The following is a 17,293-nucleotide window of genomic DNA, read 5'->3' as shown; positions in this document are numbered from 1 at the left end:
GTTTATTGACGGGCGCCCGCGTGGTAGACGCCAGGCACGGGCTCGCCAGTCACTTCCAGCACGCCCACGGCGCCCTTGCCGGCGCGCGACAGCGCATGGTCGACCAGCAGGTAGCTGCCCGGGTGCTGTACCTTGAGTTCGACGATGGTCGCGCCGCCCGGTGCCACCAGGGTGGTTTGCACGTCGTGTTTCGGGCTGCTGATCGAGCCTTCGCTGTACACCTTGTCGAATATCTCGCCGATGATGTGGAACGATGAAATCTTGTTCGGGCCGCCGACGCCGAAATAGATGCGCACCGTCTCGCCGACTTTCGCCTGCAATTTGTGCGTCTTGCTCAGGGCGCCCACTTCGCCGTTGAAGACGTAGTAGTCGGGCAGTTCATTGGCCATTTTTTCCAGGTTCGGTTCCTGGTGCACGGGCGCGCCGTGCGGACGGCCCGTGTACATCTCGCCCTGCATCACGTAATACTCGCGGTCGACTTTTGACAGGCCGCCTTCCGGTTCGACCAGGATCATGCCGTACATGCCGGCCGCGATATGCTGTGGCACCAGCGGCGTGGCGCAGTGGTACACGTACAGGCCCGGATTGAGCGCCTTGAAGGTGACGGTTTTTTCCTGCCCCGGCGCCACCTGCGTGTGCTGTCCGCCGCCATGCCCGCCCGTCACGGCGTGCAGGTCGATCGAGTGGATCATCTTGCTGTCCTTGGCATTGAACAGGGTCAGTTCCACCGTGTCGCCCACCTTCGCGCGCAGCATGGGGCCGGGCACTTGCCGGTTGAAGGTCCAGTACGTAAAACTGGTGCCGTCATCGAGCTTGCCCGGCAGTTCCACGGTCTCCATGCGGTATTTCAGGGTTTGCGGCGCGCGCGCACCGATGGCAGTTGGCACGGAGGCCGGATTGGCGGCCACGCTGACGGCCGAGGGATCGGGACCGCGCATCGGCGACGGCGCAGGCGTGTACAGGGCCAGCGCGGCGGCCTGGCTCGATTCGCTGGCCGCGCTGGCAGGCGCCGCCTTCTCGGCCAGCGAGGTGCCAGTCACTTCCAGCTTGCCTTCCATGCCGATCTGGCGGTGGCCGGGAATCGAGCAGTAATAGGTGAACGTGCCGGCGCGCGTGACCTTGAAGCGCACGGTGGTGGTGCCGCTATTGGCGCTGAACTTGCTTGATGCCACGTTGAGTTCCGGGATCAGCAGGTCGTGCTCGGCGCCTTCGCCGCTTTTCAGCACGAGTTCGACCGTGTCGCCCACTTTCGCCGCCAGCACGGGGTTGACCTGGCCCTTGGCGTCGATGAATACCATCTTGCCGTCGACGATATTGGTTTGCAGTTCATAGCGCTTGAGCGTGGCGGCGGCAGAGGGTTGGCTGACAGCGGCCGCAGTGGCGGCGGCGCTGGCCGGCAGGTTCGCCTGGGCTTGCACGGACAGGGGCATGGCCAGCACGCAGACGGCGGCGGCAATGGCGCGGAGGGAGGGAGTCGTTTTCATCAAGCTTTCCTTGGTCTTGTATGCCGGTTCGGCCCCCTTACCTAGGCAAGCCGTGTGCCAGGAAAAACTTGTTTTAAATCAACGATTTGAAAAATGCAGGGTCGTAATGACCCTTGTTTGCCATGGTTCGTTGTACCCTGCATGGTACTTATGACCACCACTGCCATCCACCTGCTGCTGCTCACCGACCTGGTCGCCGACCTGCCCGTGGCCGTGCGCCTGCAGCGCCTCGTCGGCAGCCTGCGCGCGCACTTCGGCTGCGAGGCCGTGGCCCTGCTCAAGCTCGATGGCGAGCACCTGCGCCCCGTGGCGATGGCCGGCCTGGCCAGCGACGCGCTGGGACGCCGCTTCGCCGTCGCCGATCATCCGCGCCTGGCCGCCATCCTGCAGCGGCGCGGCGTGCTGTGCTTCCATCACGACAGCTCACTGCCCGATCCCTACGATGGCCTGATTGCCGAGCGGGCCGGCGAACCGCTGCCCGTGCACGACTGCATGGGCATGGCGCTGGACCTGGAAGGCGAACGCTGGGGCGTGATCACGCTCGATGCGCTGCAGGTGGGTACCTTCGATACGCAGGCGCAGCGCGACCTGGGCGAACTGGCCTGCGCCATCGAGGCGGCCGTGCGCGTGACTCGCCTTGAAACGGAAATCCGCGCCCTGCGCCTGTCGGGCGGCGCCATGCTGGCCGATGCGCAAGCACCGCGCGAGGAACACGATTTCGTCGGCCAGAGCAGCGCCATCACGCACTTGCTGCACGAATTGCAGGTGGTCGCCGATTCCGAGCTGCCCGTGCTGCTGCTGGGCGAGACGGGCGTCGGCAAGGAGCTGTGCGCGCACCGCCTGCACCGGCTGTCGCGCCGCGCCGGCAAGCCCCTGATCCACGTCAATTGCGCGGCCTTGCCCGAGTCCCTGGCCGAAAGCGAATTGTTTGGCCATGTACGGGGCGCGTTTTCCGGCGCCGTCAGCGACCGGCCCGGACGCTTCGAGGCGGCCGAAGGGGGCACCCTGTTTCTCGATGAAGTGGGGGAGTTGCCGCTGTCGATACAGGCCAAGCTGCTGCGCACCTTGCAAAATGGCGAAATCCAGCGCCTGGGCGCGGACCGGCCGCGCCGGGTCAACGTGCGCGTGATCGCCGCCACCAACCGCAGCCTGCGCGAGCATGTGCGCGACGGCACGTTCCGCGCCGACCTGTACCACCGTCTATCCGTATATCCCGTGCCGATTCCGCCGCTGCGCGAGCGGGGCAACGACGTGCTGCTGCTGGCCGGCGGTTTCCTGGAACTGAACCGTGCGCGCCTGGGATTGCGCAGCCTGCGCCTGTCCGCCGCGGCGGAAAACGCGCTCTGCCATTACCGCTGGCCCGGCAACGTGCGCGAACTGGAACATGTGATCAGCCGGGCCGCGCTGAAAGCGGTGATCCGCGGCGCGGACCGCAAGGACATCGTGACCCTGGAAACGGATATGCTCGACCTCGATGCGCTGGAAGCGCCATCCGGCGCGGATGCGCCGCCGCCAGTGCCAGCCGCGTGCGGCAGCGCATCCGCGCCGCTGCTGTCCATGCATCAGATCGTGGAAGCGAGCCAGCGCCAGGCCATCCGGCAGGCGCTGGTGCTGCATCAGGATAACTGGGCCGCCGCCGCGCGCCAACTGGGGCTGGACGCCAGCAACTTGCACAAGCTGGCGCGCCGGGTGGGGCTGAAAGCCTGAGCAAACCTACTGCGCGTCGTGATTTGCGGCCTCCGATGCTCACTGCCTCGGCGGCCCCGTGCATTCGCACAGCTCCGCTTCTCGGCCACAACTCATCGCCGCTCGCTACGGTTTTCTCAGGTTTCAGAACAACCAATAGACTAAACGATACCGCTCAGCGCTGCGTCACCAGCGTGCTCGGCAGGCTGTGGAAGTAGGCGGCCAGGTCCTTGATGTCCTGGTTGCTCAGCGGTTTTACCTGGCCCGCCATGATGGCGTTGTTGCGGCCGTTGGCCTTGTCGCCCCGTTTATACGCCGTCAGGGCGTGTGCCAGGTAATCCTTGTGCTGGCCCGCCAGTTTCGGGTACGACGGGTCGATGGGCGATGCGTAATCCTTGCCGTGGCAGGTGGCGCAGCTGTATTTTTCGGCCAGGGCCTTGCCCGTGTTGATATTGCCGGCGGCGCTGGCGCCGAACGAAACGGTGGCGCAAACGAGGGCGGCGAGTAGTGTTTTCATCATCTGGCTGGTCCTCAGTTCGGCTTGGCTTGTTGCGCATAATACGCGGCGACATCGGCGATATCCTGGTCCGACAGGCTGCTGGCGATGCCCTTCATGCTGGGGTGCTTGCGGTCGCCCTTCTTGTAGGCTTGCAGCGCATTCTCGATATATTTTGCCGGCTGGCCGCCGATCATCGGCACCTGAAACACTTCGGGGAAGGTCGCCTTGTAACCGGGGATGCCGTGGCAACCGATACACATTTCCACCTTGGCAGTCGCTGCCTTGGCGTTTCCTACAATGTCAGCCGCTGTGACGGCATTTGCTATGCCGGCAAGCACGAGAAGTGCAAATATTTTTTTCATAGTGGCAATGTGAACAAAGGTAATCGGAGAAACGCCAGAGCTGGTTTTTTATTGATTTTATGTATTGACAATTAATCTGCTGCTTGCCGATTCTAGCCAAGATATTCTTGCAAGTCCACCTATAAAACCCGCATTGTAGGCAGGCAGGCACAGGCCGTCCGCGTGGCGGTGCGCCACAGTTCTGTTTATACTCACCATTTCCCCACTTTGGCAGACCGCTCATGCAAGCACAGCACACCCAGCAAGGCCAACGCTTCGAAGGTTCCGACAGCTATGTCGCCACCGCCGACCTGAAACTGGCCGTGAATGCGGCGCTGACCCTGCAACGCCCGCTGCTGATCAAGGGCGAACCGGGCACGGGCAAGACCATGCTGGCCGAGGAAGTGGCGGCCGCGCTGAACATGCCGCTGATGCAATGGCATATCAAATCGACCACCAAGGCGCAGCAGGGCCTGTACGAGTACGACGCCGTGTCGCGCCTGCGCGATTCGCAGCTGGGCGACGAGCGCGTGCGCGACATCCAGAACTACATCGTCAAGGGCGTGCTGTGGCAGGCGTTCACTGCGCCTGAACCGGTGGTGCTCCTGATCGACGAGATCGACAAGGCCGACATCGAATTTCCGAACGACCTGCTGCGCGAACTGGACCGCATGGAATTCTATGTGTATGAGACGCGCGAAATGGTCACGGCGCGCCACCGCCCGCTCGTCATCATCACCTCGAACAACGAGAAGGAATTGCCGGACGCCTTCCTGCGCCGCTGCTTCTTCCACTACATCAAATTCCCGGACAAGGACACGATGGAGCAGATCGTCGCCGTCCACTACCCGCACCTGAAACAGGAATTGCTGGCGCAGGCGCTGCAAACCTTCTATGAAGTGCGCGACGTGCCGGGCCTGAAGAAAAAACCGTCGACCTCGGAATTTCTCGACTGGCTGAAACTCCTGCTGGCCGAAGACATCCCCTTTGACGCGCTGCGCAGCAAGGATAACAAGGCAGTCGTGCCGCCGCTGCACGGCGCGCTGCTGAAAAACGAGCAGGACGTGCACCTGTTCGAGCGCCTGATGTTCATGTCGCGCACCAACCGCTAAGGAGCGCCGGTGAACGACATCAGCCCGGACAAGGTCTTCGTCCCCCTGGAACTGCACGGCATCCGCCTCGAAGCGCTGGCGCCGCACCACGCGCCCGGCCTGCGCGCGGCAGCCATGGATGGCGAACTGTGGAATCTGCGCGTCACCTCCGTGCCCGAACCGGACCAGGTGGATCAGTACATTTTCAAGGGCATCGAGATGCGCCCAACGCGCTTCGCCTTTGCCGTCATCGACGTGGCCAGCGGCGAGGTGCTCGGCACCACCAGCTACCACGACGTGGTGCCGGCCATAGCACGCCTGGAAATCGGCTACACCTGGTATGCGAAGCGCTGCCAGCGCAGCCACGTCAACACCACCTGCAAATTGCTGCTGCTGGCGCACGCCTTCGACACGCTCGGCTGCGCGCTGGTGGGCCTGCGCACCGACAATTTCAACCATGCCTCGCAGGCGGCCATCGAACGCCTGGGTGCGAAAAAGGACGGCGTGCTGCGCCACCATGCGCTGCGCCGCGACGGCACCGTGCGCGACACGGTCATGTACAGCATCGCGCGCGGCGAATGGCCGGAAATCGCCGCCCATCTGCGCTACAAGCTGGCGCAGCGCCCCATCGCCGCACTGCCCCGCGCGGGAGAGCCGGCGCCATGCTGATCGATTTCTTCTTCACGCTCAAGGATGCGAAGATTCCCGTCTCGATCAAGGAATTTTTGACCCTGCTCGAAGCGCTGCAAAAGAACGTCATCGACGCCTCGATGGACGACTTTTACTATCTGGCGCGCCTGACCCTGGTCAAGGATGAAGCCCATTTCGACAAGTTCGACCGCGCGTTTGCGCAGTACTTCAAGGGCGTCAACGCGGCCTTCGAGACGAACGCGGCGATTCCGCTCGACTGGCTGCTCAAACGCATGCAGCGCGAGTTGTCCGAGGAGCAGAAAGCGCAGCTGGAAAAATTCGGCTACGACAAGCTGATGGACCGCCTGAACGAGCTGCTGAAGGAGCAGAAGGAACGCCACGAGGGCGGCAGCAAGTGGATAGGTACGGGAGGCACCTCGCCGTTCGGCAATGGCGGCACGAACCCTGAAGGCATCCGCATCGGCGGCAAGGGCGGCAACCGCACGGCGGTGAAAGTATGGGAAGCGCGCAGCTACAAGGATTACGACGGCGAGCGCGAACTGGGCACGCGCAATATCAAGGTGGCCCTGCGCCGCCTGCGCAAGTTCGCGCGCGAAGGCGCGGAAGACGAACTGGCGCTCGACGCCACCATCGCCGCCACGGCGAATAACGCGGGCTATCTCGACATCAGGATGCGGCCCGAGCGCAAGAACCGCATCAAGGTGCTGATGCTGTATGACGTGGGCGGCAGCATGGACGACCATATCGAGCGCACCGAGGAGCTGTTTTCGGCGGCGAAGACGGAATTCAAGAACATGGAGTTCTTTTACTTCCATAACTGCGTCTACGACTACTTGTGGAAGAACAACCGGCGCCGTAACGCCGAGCGTTTTCCCACCTGGGACGTGCTGCGCAAATACCCGCCCGACACCAAGCTGATTTTCGTCGGTGATGCCACCATGAGCCCCTATGAAATCCTGCAACCGGGCGGTTCGGTCGAATACAACAACGAGGAAGCGGGATCGACGTGGCTGGCGCGCTTTACCCAGGCGTTCCCGAAATTCATCTGGCTCAATCCGGAAGCAGAAGGCCTGTGGCAGTACCGCCAATCGATTGGCGTGATGCGGCAATTGATGAACAACCGCATGTTCCCCCTGTCGATCGATGGGCTGGAGCGTGGCATGCGTCTGCTTAGTAAATAAAGACGCACGACAAAAAGTCCATGGCGGCGGGGGGCCGCCATGCCGTACACTGCGACACGGCACTACAGTGCGGAGCCTCTCCGCTGCGGGCGGGTACCATACGCTGATACCAGCCCTGCCCTAACCTGCTGCATCCTGTGCGCGGCCGCCATGGCCGCGACACTGTTCGATTGCGCACATCGTGCGCGCCTTCTGCTCCGGTAGAATCGGCGCATCGCTCTGCGCAAACAATGCACCATCGCTGCACCACGACATTGCCGCGCCAGCCCCCGTGCTGCCGGCCGGTGCCAGCGCCATTTTCAAAGGAATGAGCATGCAAAGTCTGATCTCGATCGCCGCCGACCTGTCCTGGCCGTTCGCCATTACCCTGGCCTGGGTGGTGGGCGAATTCGGCCACCGCTGGACGGGCCTGCCGCGCATCAGTTTTTATGGCGTGATCGGCTTCGTCCTCGCGCAGACGCAGGTGGGCATCCTGCCGCAGACGGACGCCGGTCCCATGCTGGTGCTGGCCGACGTGGCCTTCGGCCTGATCCTGTTCGAGGTCGGCTACCGCATCAACCTGCGCTGGCTGAAGAACAATCCGTGGATCGCCGTCACGGGCCTGGTCGAATCCCTGCTGACCTTTGCCGTCGTCTACTTCATCGGCATCGAATTCGGCAGCACCTCGATGACGGCGCTGCTGCTGGCGTCCCTGGCCATGTCCACCTCACCGGCCACCATCATGCGCGTCATCAACGAGGAGCGCAGCTCGGGCCAGGTCACGGAACGCATCGTCCACCTCACCGCACTCAATTGCGTGCTGGCCGTCTTCACGTTCAACATCATCGTCGGCTTCTGGATGTTCCAGAGCTCCACCGACCTGATCGAAGCGAGCAGCAGCAGCGCCGCCGTGCTGGCCGCCTCCGTGGCCGCCGGCACCGTCTTCGGCATCGTCGTGCCGGCCATGCTGCGCCGCCTGGGCAACATGGCGCAGGATGCCACCGTGGCGTTCGCGCTGTCGGTGATGCTGCTCGTCGCCCTGACCTACACCACCAGCCTGTCGCCGCTCTTGGCCACCCTCACGTTTGGCCTGGTGGCGCGCCACCGCAGGGTCGCCTTCAGCCAGGCGCAACGCAATTTCGGCGCGCTGGGCGAGCTGCTGACGGTGCTGCTGTTCGTGTATGCCGCCTCGACCCTGGAATGGGCCAGCGTGGCGGCCGGCGCGGGGCTGGCCCTGGCCGTCGTCGGCGGACGCTTGCTGACCAAAGTCGTCGGCGTGGCCGCGTTCTCGCACGTGAGCGGCATTTCCTGGCGCAAGGGCGTGCTGACGGGCGTGGCGCTGACGCCCGTCTCCGTCTTCATCATCCTGCTGCTCGAACACGCGCGCCAGCACGGCGTGAACTTCGGCGACGAATTGAACGCGCTGGCCGCCATCACCCTGGGCCTGGAACTGGTCGGCCCCGTGCTGGTGCAGCGCGTGCTGATGCTGGCAAAAGAAACCCACGAAATCAAGGAGCGCTAAATGCCGCTGGAACCCTTTGGCCAATCGGCCGCGCTGACCTTCGGCGTCGAACTCGAACTGCAACTGGTGAACCTGTCGGACTATGACTTGACGGCCGCCAGCCCCGACCTGCTGCATCTGCTGAACAAGAAGCCGTTTCCCGGCAACGTCACGCCGGAAATCACCGAGAGCATGATCGAGATCAACTCGAGCGTGCACACGCATCACGGCCCCCTGCTGGCGCAGTTGCAGGAAATCCGCGACACCTTGATCACGGCCGGCGACAAGCTCAATATCGGCATCGCGGGCGGCGGCACGCACCCGTTCCAGCAATGGTCGTCGCAAAAGATCTTTTCCAAGCCACGCTTCCAGGAGATTTCGGAACTGTACGGCTACCTGGCCAAACAGTTCACCATCTTCGGCCAGCACGTGCACATCGGCTGCGCCTCGGGCGACGACGCCATGTTCCTGCTGCATTCGCTGAACCGCTACATCCCCCACTTCATCGCCCTGTCGGCTTCCTCGCCCTACGTGCAGGGACGCGACACGCTGTTCGATTCCGCGCGCCTCAATTCCGTGTTCGCCTTTCCCATGAGCGGACGCGCGCCGTTTACGCTGAGCTGGGAGCAGTTCTCCAACGAGTATTTCGCCAAGATGGAGAACACGGGCATCATCAAGAGCATGAAGGATTTTTACTGGGATATCCGTCCCAAGCCGGAATTCGGCACCATCGAACTGCGCGTGTGCGACACGCCGCTGACGGTGGAGCGGGCCGCCGCGCTGGCCGCCTACCTGCAGGCGCTGTGCCGCTACCTGCTCGAACGCAAGGAGGTGCCGCCGGTGGAAGACGATTACCTCGTGTACAACTACAACCGCTTCCAGGCTTGCCGCTTCGGCCTCGATGGCGCCATCACGCATCCGAAAACCTACGAGACGATGTCGCTGCGCGAAGACATCATGACCACCCTGCGCAAGATGGAACCGCACGCCGAGGCGCTGGGCAGCGCGCCGGCCCTGAAACACCTGTCGGACGTGGCCAAGCAGTGGAGCGATGCGCAATACCTGCGCAAGCAGCACAGCCTGCAGGGCAGCGCCGAGGGCATGGTTGATTCGGCAATCAGATGTTTTCGCGGCGAGCCGATGAATTATTGACGCTGTCCAGTCTAGCCAACGTCGCGTCCATGGGGTCTGACCCGCCGGGTCAGACCCCTGCATTCAACAACGTCAACCCAAAAAAACCACACCCCGCCTCCCCGTCATTTACAGCCCCCTCTCCCGCTTGATACAATGAGAATGATTCTTATTATTGTTTAAAAACGCCAGCCCAGCCGGGCCGGCCATGCAAGGGGAACGCGATGCCGCTGGCAGAGCCGCTACAACGCCAGGACATCGCGACACTATATGCCGACCACCACGGCTGGCTGCAGGGCTGGCTGCGCAAGAAACTAGGCAGCACGGCCTGCGCGGCCGACGTGGCGCATGACACCTTTGTGCGCCTGCTCGACCGCGAGGACGCCGTCGCCGCGCGCGAGCCGCGCGCCTATCTCGCCACCGTCGCGCAGCGCGTGCTGTTCAACCACTACCGCCGCCAGAAACTCGAACAGGCTTACCTCGACGTGCTGTCGCAGCTGCCGCCCCGGCATGCGCCGTCGCCGGAAGAACGGGCGCTGCTGCTGGCCACCGTGTTTGAGCTCGACCGCATGCTCGACGGTTTGCCGCCTCCTGTGAAACGGGCTTTTTTGCTACGCCAGCTCGACGAGCTGCCGCAGGAAGACATCGCGCGCCAGCTCGGTATCTCGCTGGCGACAGTAAAACGCCATCTGCAGCGGGCCGGCAGCGCCACGCAGGCGTGGCAGCAGCTGCAAACGCAGCATGAACACCTGCCGCCGGCCATGCACGCGACCCTGGTTCGCGCCTGCGTGCAAGCGCATGCACCGCGCCGCCATGCCGTCAAGACCCTGGCACTGCTGCTGACCTGCGGCGCCTCGCTGTATGCGTTCGAACGCCGCAGCCCCTGGCGCGGCTGGATGGCCGATTATCGCACCGGAGTCAACCAGCGCCGCATCGTGACCCTGGACGATGGCACGCAGCTCACGCTCAACACGCATAGCGCCGTGAATATCGCTTACGACGGCGAACAGAGGCGCATCGAACTGCTGGCCGGCGAAATCTTTATCGCCACCGGCAAGGATGCGGCGCGACGGCCCTTCTTCGTCGGCACGCCGCATGGCAGCCTGCAGGCGCTGGGCACGCGGTTCACCGTGCGCCTGCACGAGCAATACGCCAGCGCCGGCGTGCTCGAAGGGGCCGTCGCCGTGCTGGCCGATGATGGCGCACAGCGCCTGGTGCTGCGTCCCGGCGAAGGCGCGCATTTCGACAACGCCAACGCGCATCACCAGGCGCTGGCGCCGTATGGCGGCGCCTGGCTCGATGGCATGCTGGTGGCACGCGACATGCGCCTGGCCGATTTCCTCGCCGAGCTGTCGCGCTACAGCGAGCATCCGCTGGGCTGCGCGCCGGCCATCGCCAGCCTGCGCGTCTCCGGCTCCTACCCGCTGGCCGATGTCGGCGCCATCCTCGACGCCGTCGGCGCCAGCCTGCAATTGCGGCGCAATACCGTCACGCGCCTCTGGGGCCATCAAGTCGTCAGGGTCGAACTGGCGGCCCGCTGAATTAAATTTTCTGCAAAGTGAGCTGTTTCGCCGTGCTCGCGTGACTTGGAATGTAGGCAGTCTCCATCTTGCGCATCCACGAAAGGTCTTATTCCATGCACCACGCTTCACGTTCCCTCCTGACCCGCACCGTCCTGGCCTGCGCCCTGTCGCAGATCGGCCTGGCCCTGGCCCTGCCGGCATCAGCCCAGGCACAAACCCGGCAAGTGCGCAGCTACAGCATCCCCGCAGGCTCCTTGGGTGACGTGCTGACGCGCTTCGGCAGCGACAGCGCCATCCTGTTGTCGTTCTCCAGCGATGCCACGCAAGGCTTGCGCAGCGCCGGCCTGCAGGGCAGCTACAGTTTGCATGACGGTTTCCGCGTGCTGCTGGCCGGCAGCGGCCTGCAAGCCGTGCCGCAATCGAATGGCGGCTACCTGCTGCAAAAGATCCCCGCCGGCACGGATACTGCCTCGGCGGACAGCCGCGGCGTGGCCGTCATGAGCGGCGTCACCGTGGTGGCGGCGGCTGAGCGCAGCGCCGCCACCAGCGGCACCGGCAGCTATACGGGCGGCCCCGCCAGCGGCGCCACGGGCCTGGCGTTGACGCAGCGCGAAACGCCGCAGTCGCTGACCATCGTCACGCGCCAGCAGATGGATGACCAGAACAGCAACGCCGTCTCCGACGTCATGAAGAACGTCAATGGCGTGAGCGTGCAAAACTACGACAGCGACCGCTGGAGCTTCCAGGCGCGCGGCTTTGCCGTCACCAATTTCCAGTACGACGGCGTGTCGGCCATCTATGACGGCGTCTACGACTGGGGTACGACGAACAGCGACATGGCCATCTACGACCGCATCGAAGTGCTGAAAGGCGCAACGGGCCTGATGAGCGGTTCGGGCGACCCGTCGGCCACCGTCAACATGGTGCGCAAGCGCCCCACCGCCAGATTCGAGGGCTCGGCAACCCTGGGCGCGGGATCGTGGGACAACTACCGCGGCGAAGCCGATGTCTCCGGCCCCCTGAACGACAGTCGCACGGTGCGCGGCCGCCTGGTGGGCGCCTACCAGGACAAGCACTCCTACCTGGACCGCTACACGCAGCAGAAATCCATCGCCTACGGCATCATCGAGGCGGACCTGACACAAGTCACCCTGCTGACGGCCGGCTTCACGCACCAGGATTACAAGCCGCGCGGCTCGACCTGGACGGGCTTCCCCGTCCTGCTGTCCGACGGTACCCGCACGGATTTTCCCGCTTCGTGGAACCCGGCCACGGACTGGAGCCGCCGCGACATGCAGAACACCACGCTGTTCACGTCGCTCGAACATACGTTCGCCAACGAGTGGAAAGTGAAATTGAGCGCCAACCAGTTGCGCAGCAAGCATGACAGCGTGCTCGGTTCGGCCAGCGGCGGCAATCCCGCCCCTGTCACGGGCGAAGGCGCGTTTTTCTACATGGGCAAATACAAGGGCGACCGCCGCCAGAGCACCGTCAACGTCGACGCCAGCGGCCCGTTTACCGCATTTGGCCGCCGGCATGAAGCGATGCTCGGTTATTCCAGTTCGACGGCGAAGCAGGATGGCCCCGTCTACGAATCGGTCTACCCGCCCGTCGAAGGCAGTTATTTCGACTGGCGCGGCCAGTACGCGGAACCGGCGTTCAAGCGCCTGGGCAACGACAACGACAGCACGCGCCAGAGCGGCCTGTATGGCGCCGTGCGCCTGCATCCCATTGACGCGCTGTCGGTGATTCTCGGCGCGCGCGTCAGCAACTACACGCAGAAGCAGGACCGCAGCTTCTTCGATCCCAAGACCGCGCGCATCACCTCGCGCATCGAGGAAAACAACGTCATCACGCCGTATGCGGGCGTCGTGTATGACCTCGACAAGACCTATTCCGTGTTCGGCAGCTACACCAGCATCTTCGCGCCACAGAGCAACCGCGACATCAACCGCAACTTCCTCGCCCCCGTGCGCGGCAAGGGTGTGGAGGCGGGCGTGAAGGCAGAATATTTGGATGGCAAGGTCAATGCCAGCGCGTCCCTGTTCCAGATCCGTCAAAGCAACGTGGCCAGCTCTGTGGGCCAAGTCAACGGCGAAGAAGCGTATACCGCCATCGACGGCGTCACCAGCCGCGGCGTGGAAATGGAAGTGACGGGCGAAGTGATGCAGGATGTGAGGCTGAGCGCCGGCTACACCTACACCCACGTGCGCGACGCGGATGGCAAGGACGTGTTTTCCACCATGCTGCAAACGACGCAGCCTGCCCACCTGGTGCGCGTACAGGGCACGTGGCGCCTGCCGGCCAGCCTGGACAAGCTGACCGTCGGAGGCGGCGTCAACTGGCAAAGCAGCTACGACGGCAATATCTGGAATCCCGCCATCGAGGATTATTCACGCATCAAGCAGGGCAGCTACGCGCTGGTCAACCTGATGGCCCGCTACGAGATCAGCAAGAACGTCACGGCCAGTCTCAACGTGAACAACCTGCTGGACAAGAAATACTTCACGGGACTGGGCCTGTTCCAGACGGGCTTCTACGGCGAACCGCGCAATGTGATGTTCACCGTGCGCACGAAGTTTTAATCAGCGTCCATACAACGCCAGCGCCCAGGCTGGCGGGCGCAGTTCCAGCGCCAGGGGCAGGTAAGCGGGATCGAAGCGCGCCGCCAGCAGATACACATTGGCGGCGCCCTTCGGCTCCCAATTCCCCGTAAAGCCCTTTTCACCGGCCGCCACGCGCTTGCGGTCGAAAGGCACGGCGCTTTTCGCAAACTCCTCGTGCGTCTTTCTGCCCTGCGCGTACGGCGCCAGCCAGGCCAGCGCCTCGGCCAGGCGCCGCGCTTCCGGTGCGCCATACCAGTCGTCGCCATGCGCCTGCGCCATCAGGGCTGTCGTCAGCAGCGGCTCCAGGCTGTAGGTGGCGTAGTGCAGGGCATCGCGCTGCTCGAAGTCGAAGGGCACGCCCCCGGCGCCGATATTGCGCGGCACGTGCGCCAGGAAGCGCTCCTTCGCCCGCGCGACCAGCAAGGCGTCGCCCGTGACATACGCGGCGGCCGTGCCGATCTTGATGCGGTGGCTATGCCAGTTGTTGCGCGCCGTGGACGGACCGCCTACCTTGATGGGGTCGCTCAAATACCCTTGCGCCAGGGTGCGGCAAAACGCCTACACCTGCTCGCGCTCGACGCCGTTCAAGCGCTCCTGTATCAGGTCAAAACCCATCAGCAGGCTGGCCAGTTCCGTCTCGTCGACGGGACTGAATGAGGGCTGGTAGCCGCCGCTCCAGGCCAGCAGCAGCTGGCGCGCCGCCTCGAAATGCGCCATCTCGCCCGACAATCTCCACGCCAGCGCCTGCAGGCGCGCCTGGCGCCAGTCCTCCTGCGCCTGCTGGCTGGCCTCGCGCCCGCCTTCTCCCTTCAGCAAGCCGCCCGTGCGCACTTCGGCCATCAGGTGCACGGGCCGCGCCGCATCCTTGCGCGCCACCTTGAGCACCTGTCCGGCAATGGCCGGCGCCACCCGCGCCTTGAGCATGCGGGCGCGCGCGGCGGACGTCAGCGCAAACGGCAGCGGCCCCTCATGCGGGCGCGGCGCCGCGCGCAAGCCCGCCAGGGGCAACGCCAGCAGGCTAGCCAGCACGGTGCGCCGGCGCAGCAGATGCGTGCTCAAAACCGCGTCTCCCGCGCCGCGCGCAGGAAGTTATCGAGGATGGGCGTGCAATCGAGCAGCTCGACGCCGCCCGCCGAATGGAATTCCGGATGCCACTGCAAGCCCATGACGAAGCGGGCCCGCTGGTAGCGGATGGCCTCGACGATGTTGTCCCCTTGCGAATACGCTTCCACGGTGACGTCGCGCCCCAGGTCCTTGACGGACTGGTGGTGGATGGAATTGACGAGCGCCTCGCCCGCCTTCGGGAACATGCCTGCCAGCGACGAGCCTTTCGGGAAGACGATGCTGTGGCGGTGGCGGTCATACAAGTCGTTGACGTGCGAGGTGGCGCCTTCCACGTCCGAGGCGATATCCTGGTACAGGGTGCCGCCAAAGCCGACGTTGATGAGTTGGCAGCCGCGGCAAATGCCCAGCACGGGCTTGCCCGCATCGACGAATTCGTGCAGCAGTTCCAGTTCGTACAGGTCGCGCGCGCGGTCGCCGCTCCATTCGGGGCGCGTGGCCGCCTCGGAATACGTCTGCGGCGAGACGTCGGCGCCGCCCTGCAGCACCAGGCCGTCCAGGTGGCGCGCATAGTGGCGCAAGGTGATATTGCTCGGGTGTAGCTGGCCACTGGTATTGACCGTCGGGATCATGAACACCAGCACGTCGCGCGACATGACCCACTGGGCGATCGACTCTTCCAGGTATTGCAGGTTCTTGCTGCGCAGGCCAGTGGCGCCCGGCTCCGGGTGGAAAATGCGCGCCGAGATGCCGATGCGCAGGGTGCGCCGCATGAAATCGCGGCTGGCCTTGTCGCGCATGGAGCGGTAGCGCGACGAGATCACGCGCCAGGCCAGCGCCAGCGGCGTGTCGTTATCCTTCAGGTAGCGGGGAGCGGCGTCGCGCGCGCGGTGCTCATCATCGGGCGCCCGGCGGCCCACCCGGTCAGGCCGCGCTGGCGCTGCAGGATCGATGGAAGGAGGATGCTGGGGATCTTTTTCGTCTGACATGGCAAGGCTGACTGAAAAGCGGAGACGTTTTCAATATAAACCCCTGCCCCGGAAAGCACGATTCAATTTTGTAACAAAAGCCCACGCACGGCGCATCCGCGCAACACGCCCAAACCTCACGCATACAGCCCGTTTACGCCAACGCCCCCGCTTTTTAGAGAATCTTTACGCCCCCGCTGCTAATCTTGAACGTACCTCAACCACCGCTGCAAAGCCACCATGGAACCCCATTCACGCCTGCAAACGCATCAAGCGCATCAAGCACTGCCCCATCGCCACCACCGCCTGCCCACCTTCCTCATGCACATCACGGTCGACAAAGCCTGCCTGGCCGAGCTGCGCCAGCTGGTCGTCAGAACCTGCGGCGGCATGCTGTCGTTCATGCGCGTCGAGGCAGTCGACCATGCCGAACGCATGAAAGTCTGGCTGTGCGTGACGGAACCGGCCCTGCGCCTGACCATGGATGCCGTCATGCGCCTGCTGCCGGCGGCGGAATTTGGCCGCATCAGCCAGGGGAAATCGCTATGAACCAGTATGCCTGCGACCACGCGATGTCTTCCATGCGCATCACCGCGCACTTCCAGGGCATCTGGGTACCGATGGTCACGCCATTCCGTGATGGCGATGGAGACATCGACTTCGACGCCGCCCAGCAGCTCGCTTGCGAGCTGGCCGCCAGCGGCATCGATGGCCTGGTAGTGTGCGGCACCACGGGCGAAGCGGCCATGCTGAGCGCCGCCGAACAGACCATGCTGCTCGATAGCGTGCTCGAAGCCGTCGGTCCCCGCTTCCCCGTCGTGATGGGCATCGGCGGCAGCGATACGCGCAGCGTCGTCTCCGCCGTGCAGCGCTACAACGACCATCCGCTGGCCGGCCTGTTGGTCTCGGCCCCCGCCTATGTGCGCCCTTCGCAGGACGGCATCGTGCGCCACTTCCAGGCCATCGCTGCCGCCACCGACCAATCCATCGTGCTGTACAACGTGCCGGCCCGCACGGGCGTCAACATCGAACCGCAGACGGCGGCCCTGCTGGCGCGCGACTCGCACTTCGTCGCCATCAAGGAAGCGGGCGGCAAGCTGCAGCAGCTGGGCGAACTGCTGCTCGATACGCGCCTGGACGTCCTGTGCGGCGACGATGCGCTGCTGCTGGCCAGCCTGTCCATGGGCGGCCACGGTGCCATGTCGGCCGCCGCCCAGGTGCGCCCCGACCTGTATGCGCAGCTGTACCAACTGGTCAGGCAGGGCCGCCACGGCGCCGCCGGCGCCTTGTTCAAGACCATGCTGCCCGTCATCCGCCTGCTGTTTGCCGAACCGAATCCCGCTCCCGTGAAGGCGGCACTGGCCATGCAGGGCAAGGTACGCGACGCATTGCGCCTGCCGATGACGCCGATGTCGTCTGCCGGCCAGGCCGCCCTGGCCGCAGCACTCGAACCCCTGATGGAACTGCCCGTATGGACAGCCAGCGACAGGGACGCGCCGCGCGAAGGCTGCCTGCTGCAGCTAGTTTCAGCCACCAACATCATGCCCGCCGTGCGCCAAGATGATCATCGCCATCACGGATGAACGCGGG

Annotated in this window: 16 protein-coding genes and 1 pseudogene; 11 read left to right on the top strand and 6 right to left on the bottom strand. The window is 64.4% G+C overall.

The window, feature by feature from the left end; genetic code table 11:
* Nucleotides 1-2: 2 nt before the first annotated feature.
* Nucleotides 3-1,484 carry a copper-containing nitrite reductase gene (gene nirK / locus AC54AF_RS05005; protein WP_496635633.1) on the bottom strand — a complete coding sequence of 494 codons (1,482 nt, stop codon included), beginning with the start codon at nucleotides 1,482-1,484 and terminating at the stop codon, nucleotides 3-5.
* 150 nt (nucleotides 1,485-1,634) lie between these two features.
* On the opposite strand from nirK, the gene norR reads away from it, so the two are divergent.
* A complete protein-coding gene (gene norR, locus AC54AF_RS05000; RefSeq protein WP_496635632.1) occupies nucleotides 1,635-3,191 on the top strand; it encodes a nitric oxide reductase transcriptional regulator NorR in 1,557 nt (518 codons plus the stop codon).
* Nucleotides 3,192-3,345: 154 nt separating this feature from the next.
* Here the strand turns inward: norR and AC54AF_RS04995 are convergent, their stop codons facing one another.
* Both AC54AF_RS04995 and AC54AF_RS04990 read right to left on the bottom strand, forming a co-directional pair.
* On the bottom strand, nucleotides 3,346-3,687 hold the full coding sequence (locus tag AC54AF_RS04995) for a c-type cytochrome (RefSeq protein WP_131685787.1): 342 nt from the start codon (nucleotides 3,685-3,687) through the stop codon (nucleotides 3,346-3,348).
* Nucleotides 3,688-3,701: 14 nt separating this feature from the next.
* Complete coding sequence (locus AC54AF_RS04990; RefSeq protein ID WP_092796428.1) at nucleotides 3,702-4,031, bottom strand: c-type cytochrome; 330 nt, start codon at nucleotides 4,029-4,031, stop codon at nucleotides 3,702-3,704.
* Nucleotides 4,032-4,252: 221 nt separating this feature from the next.
* On the opposite strand from AC54AF_RS04990, the gene AC54AF_RS04985 reads away from it, so the two are divergent.
* The 8 genes and pseudogenes from AC54AF_RS04985 (at nucleotide 4,253) to AC54AF_RS04950 (ending at nucleotide 13,652) form a co-directional block, all read left to right on the top strand.
* Nucleotides 4,253-5,122 (top strand): AAA family ATPase, encoded by an 870-nt coding sequence (locus AC54AF_RS04985; RefSeq protein ID WP_034780284.1) that lies wholly within the window; start codon nucleotides 4,253-4,255, stop codon nucleotides 5,120-5,122.
* 9 nt (nucleotides 5,123-5,131) lie between these two features.
* Nucleotides 5,132-5,770, top strand: coding sequence for a GNAT family N-acetyltransferase (locus AC54AF_RS04980; RefSeq protein WP_131685540.1), 639 nt, complete (start codon nucleotides 5,132-5,134; stop codon nucleotides 5,768-5,770).
* Entirely contained in the window at nucleotides 5,764-6,933 is a 1,170-nt protein-coding gene (locus AC54AF_RS04975) for a vWA domain-containing protein (protein WP_496635631.1), read from the top strand. The genes AC54AF_RS04980 and AC54AF_RS04975 overlap by 7 nt, the downstream gene beginning before the upstream one ends.
* A 313-nt stretch (nucleotides 6,934-7,246) precedes the next feature.
* Nucleotides 7,247-8,434 carry a cation:proton antiporter gene (locus AC54AF_RS04970; RefSeq protein WP_034780723.1) on the top strand — a complete coding sequence of 396 codons (1,188 nt, stop codon included), beginning with the start codon at nucleotides 7,247-7,249 and terminating at the stop codon, nucleotides 8,432-8,434.
* Complete coding sequence (locus tag AC54AF_RS04965) at nucleotides 8,435-9,565, top strand: YbdK family carboxylate-amine ligase (RefSeq protein WP_496635630.1); 1,131 nt, start codon at nucleotides 8,435-8,437, stop codon at nucleotides 9,563-9,565.
* 203 nt (nucleotides 9,566-9,768) lie between these two features.
* Nucleotides 9,769-10,251, top strand: a pseudogene (locus AC54AF_RS04960) (sigma-70 family RNA polymerase sigma factor); the annotation flags it as partial.
* Between the two features lie 54 nt (nucleotides 10,252-10,305).
* Entirely contained in the window at nucleotides 10,306-11,085 is a 780-nt protein-coding gene (locus AC54AF_RS04955; protein WP_496635699.1) for a FecR family protein, read from the top strand.
* A 95-nt stretch (nucleotides 11,086-11,180) separates the two neighbouring features.
* On the top strand, nucleotides 11,181-13,652 hold the full coding sequence (locus AC54AF_RS04950) for a TonB-dependent siderophore receptor (protein WP_496635629.1): 2,472 nt from the start codon (nucleotides 11,181-11,183) through the stop codon (nucleotides 13,650-13,652).
* Here the strand turns inward: AC54AF_RS04950 and AC54AF_RS04945 are convergent, their stop codons facing one another.
* From AC54AF_RS04945 to AC54AF_RS04935, 3 genes are read right to left on the bottom strand one after another with little or no spacing between them, the layout of a single operon-like run.
* On the bottom strand, nucleotides 13,653-14,201 hold the full coding sequence (locus AC54AF_RS04945; protein WP_496635628.1) for an alginate lyase family protein: 549 nt from the start codon (nucleotides 14,199-14,201) through the stop codon (nucleotides 13,653-13,655).
* A gap of 30 nt (nucleotides 14,202-14,231) precedes the next feature.
* Nucleotides 14,232-14,732 carry a hypothetical protein gene (locus tag AC54AF_RS04940; protein WP_496635627.1) on the bottom strand — a complete coding sequence of 167 codons (501 nt, stop codon included), beginning with the start codon at nucleotides 14,730-14,732 and terminating at the stop codon, nucleotides 14,232-14,234.
* A complete protein-coding gene (locus AC54AF_RS04935; protein WP_496635626.1) occupies nucleotides 14,729-15,724 on the bottom strand; it encodes a gamma-glutamyl-gamma-aminobutyrate hydrolase family protein in 996 nt (331 codons plus the stop codon). The genes AC54AF_RS04940 and AC54AF_RS04935 overlap by 4 nt, the downstream gene beginning before the upstream one ends.
* Before the next feature lie 219 nt (nucleotides 15,725-15,943).
* Between AC54AF_RS04935 and AC54AF_RS04930 the strand changes: the two genes are divergently transcribed.
* On the top strand, nucleotides 15,944-16,252 hold the full coding sequence (locus AC54AF_RS04930; protein ID WP_496635625.1) for a hypothetical protein: 309 nt from the start codon (nucleotides 15,944-15,946) through the stop codon (nucleotides 16,250-16,252).
* Complete coding sequence (dapA, locus tag AC54AF_RS04925) at nucleotides 16,249-17,286, top strand: 4-hydroxy-tetrahydrodipicolinate synthase (RefSeq protein WP_496635624.1); 1,038 nt, start codon at nucleotides 16,249-16,251, stop codon at nucleotides 17,284-17,286. The genes AC54AF_RS04930 and dapA overlap by 4 nt, the downstream gene beginning before the upstream one ends.
* The last annotated feature ends 7 nt before the right edge of the window (nucleotides 17,287-17,293 follow it).

The sequence above is a fragment of the Janthinobacterium sp. JF4 genome, from assembly GCF_059617925.1.
The sequence above is the reverse complement of the archived record's forward strand: the minus strand, read 5'-3'. Positions and strand labels throughout refer to the sequence as shown.

Excerpts from the sequence above, each read along its gene's own strand:
- AC54AF_RS04950 (WP_496635629.1), top strand. The coding sequence starts at position 11,181 with ATGCACCACGCTTCACGTTCCCTCCTGACCCGCACCGTCCTGGCCTGC.
- AC54AF_RS04975 (WP_496635631.1), top strand. The coding sequence starts at position 5,764 with ATGCTGATCGATTTCTTCTTCACGCTCAAGGATGCGAAGATTCCCGTC.
- nirK (WP_496635633.1), bottom strand. The coding sequence starts at position 1,484 with ATGAAAACGACTCCCTCCCTCCGCGCCATTGCCGCCGCCGTCTGCGTG.
- AC54AF_RS04935 (WP_496635626.1), bottom strand. The coding sequence starts at position 15,724 with ATGTCAGACGAAAAAGATCCCCAGCATCCTCCTTCCATCGATCCTGCA.
- AC54AF_RS04955 (WP_496635699.1), top strand. The coding sequence starts at position 10,306 with ATGCACGCGACCCTGGTTCGCGCCTGCGTGCAAGCGCATGCACCGCGC.
- AC54AF_RS04995 (WP_131685787.1), bottom strand. The coding sequence starts at position 3,687 with ATGAAAACACTACTCGCCGCCCTCGTTTGCGCCACCGTTTCGTTCGGC.
- AC54AF_RS04965 (WP_496635630.1), top strand. The coding sequence starts at position 8,435 with ATGCCGCTGGAACCCTTTGGCCAATCGGCCGCGCTGACCTTCGGCGTC.
- AC54AF_RS04930 (WP_496635625.1), top strand. The coding sequence starts at position 15,944 with ATGGAACCCCATTCACGCCTGCAAACGCATCAAGCGCATCAAGCACTG.
- dapA (WP_496635624.1), top strand. The coding sequence starts at position 16,249 with ATGAACCAGTATGCCTGCGACCACGCGATGTCTTCCATGCGCATCACC.
- norR (WP_496635632.1), top strand. The coding sequence starts at position 1,635 with ATGACCACCACTGCCATCCACCTGCTGCTGCTCACCGACCTGGTCGCC.
- AC54AF_RS04970 (WP_034780723.1), top strand. The coding sequence starts at position 7,247 with ATGCAAAGTCTGATCTCGATCGCCGCCGACCTGTCCTGGCCGTTCGCC.
- AC54AF_RS04990 (WP_092796428.1), bottom strand. The coding sequence starts at position 4,031 with ATGAAAAAAATATTTGCACTTCTCGTGCTTGCCGGCATAGCAAATGCC.
- AC54AF_RS04985 (WP_034780284.1), top strand. The coding sequence starts at position 4,253 with ATGCAAGCACAGCACACCCAGCAAGGCCAACGCTTCGAAGGTTCCGAC.